The organism is Burkholderia sp. E168m23 (genome assembly GCF_016586125.1).
Lineage (GTDB): Bacteria > Pseudomonadota > Gammaproteobacteria > Burkholderiales > Burkholderiaceae > Burkholderia > Burkholderia orbicola.
The window spans coordinates 1-1,755 of the sequence record NZ_BCPP01001203.1; the positions used below are offsets into that span (position 1 = coordinate 1).

Annotated in this window: 2 protein-coding genes and 1 pseudogene; all 3 read left to right on the top strand. The window is 62.2% G+C overall.

The window, feature by feature from the left end:
* A pseudogene (locus JMF90_RS35685) lies at nucleotides 1–401 on the top strand (RNA polymerase factor sigma-54); the annotation flags it as partial.
* Between the two features lie 158 nt (nucleotides 402–559).
* Nucleotides 560–919 (top strand): ribosome hibernation-promoting factor, HPF/YfiA family, encoded by a 360-nt coding sequence (gene hpf / locus JMF90_RS35690; protein WP_006477786.1) that lies wholly within the window; start codon nucleotides 560–562, stop codon nucleotides 917–919.
* A gap of 194 nt (nucleotides 920–1,113) precedes the next feature.
* On the top strand, nucleotides 1,114–1,626 hold the full coding sequence (locus JMF90_RS35695; RefSeq protein ID WP_027806888.1) for a PTS sugar transporter subunit IIA: 513 nt from the start codon (nucleotides 1,114–1,116) through the stop codon (nucleotides 1,624–1,626).
* The last annotated feature ends 129 nt before the right edge of the window (nucleotides 1,627–1,755 follow it).

Below are 1,755 nucleotides of genomic sequence, written 5' to 3' on the forward strand. Positions count from 1 at the left end.
GCAGGCTATTGTTCGAGCGTCAGAAGAATTTCTTTGCGCACGGTGAAATTGCCATGCGCCCCTTGGTTTTGCGGGAAATAGCTGATACGCTGGGCCTACACGAGTCGACTGTCAGCCGTGTGACAACCGGGAAGTACATGCTGACCCCGTTCGGGACGCTTGAATTTAAGTACTTCTTCGGATCTCACGTCTCGACCGACACCGGTGGCGCCGCCTCGTCGACCGCCATCCGAGCCCTCATCAAGCAACTGATAGGAGCTGAAGACCCAAAATCGCCACTTTCGGACAGCCGCATTGCCGAGCTGCTGGCAGAACAGGGTTTCGTGGTCGCGCGCCGCACGGTTGCGAAATATCGCGAAGCCCTCAAGATCCCGGCAGTGAATCTGCGCAAGTCTCTTTAAGCCTGCTGCCTGCCCGGCGGCAGGCGTGTCCCGGCCACCGCGCACACGGGGAACAGGCCGGACGATCTGTCCGCGATACGCCGCTTCGTGCGGCACGGGCAAGTCGACCGGAGCGCCGCCTTGATGCGGCCGGGTAGCCACTCGCTTGGAGAAGCACTATGAACCTGAAGATCAGTGGACATCATCTCGAAGTCACGCCTGCAATTCGCGAATACGTGATCACCAAGCTGGACCGGGTGCTACGGCATAGCGATCAGGTGATCGATGGCACTGTGATCCTCTCGGTCGACAACCACAAGGAAAAGGACAAGCAGCAGCGCGCGGAAATCAACCTGCACCTGAAGGGCAAGGACATCTTCGTCGAAAGCGCGAACGGCAACCTGTACGCCGCGATCGATCTGCTGATCGACAAGCTGGATCGCCAGGTCGTCAAGCACATGGAGCGCCTGCAAACGCACGCGCACGACCCGATCAAGCTTCAGCCGTCGATCGATCAGATCGAGCTGCCGCCGCAATAACCGTCACCGCAACACGCACGCCGCCCGGTTCGCCGGGCGTTTTTTTTGCCACTCCACGCGGAGGTGCAACCGGTCCGTCCGTGCTGCGCCACGCACGCGGCTGTGCTCTATAATGTTCCGGTTATCGCCGGGGGGTGTTGGATGCGGTAGCTGCGTTGCAGGTTGCCATGCCACATGCCTTGATATCGCCGAACATGGAAAATCAGTCCGCCGCCGCAAGGAGACCCCAGGCCGCCCAATCGCCTGCCAACATGAATCGCCTAGCCAAAATCCTGCCCATAGAGAACGTCGTCATCGACCTCTCGGTCACCAGCAAGAAACGCGTCTTCGAACAAGCCGGGCTGATGTTCGAGAATCAGAACGGCATCGGCCGCAGCACCGTCACGGACAACCTGTTCGCGCGCGAGCGCCTCGGTTCGACCGGGCTCGGCGAAGGTGTCGCGATTCCGCACGGCCGCATCAAGGGCCTCAAGCACCCGCTCGCCGCGTTCGTCCGCCTCGCCGATGCGATCCCGTTCGAAGCGCCCGACGGCCAGCCGGTCGGCCTCCTGATCTTCCTGCTCGTCCCCGAGCAAGCCACCCAGCAGCACCTCGAGATCCTGTCGGAAATCGCGCAACTGCTGTCCGATCGCGACGCACGCGAGCGTCTGCACAACGAAACGGATATCGCCGAGTTGCATCGCCTGCTCACTCAGTGGCAACCTTGAGTTGTTCCGGGCGGAATATTTCCCCGTACGAGGCGGCCCATGCCGCCGTCCAGGGCCGCCCGGCGCCGGCCCGGCATGGCGACGTCCGTCGCCGCGCGCCCGCACCGGCCCATTGGAGTGACGAGAGTC

Coding starts and splice junctions, on each gene's coding strand:
- hpf (WP_006477786.1), top strand. CDS start 560: ATGAACCTGAAGATCAGTGGACATCATCTCGAAGTCACGCCTGCAATT.
- JMF90_RS35695 (WP_027806888.1), top strand. CDS start 1,114: ATGGAAAATCAGTCCGCCGCCGCAAGGAGACCCCAGGCCGCCCAATCG.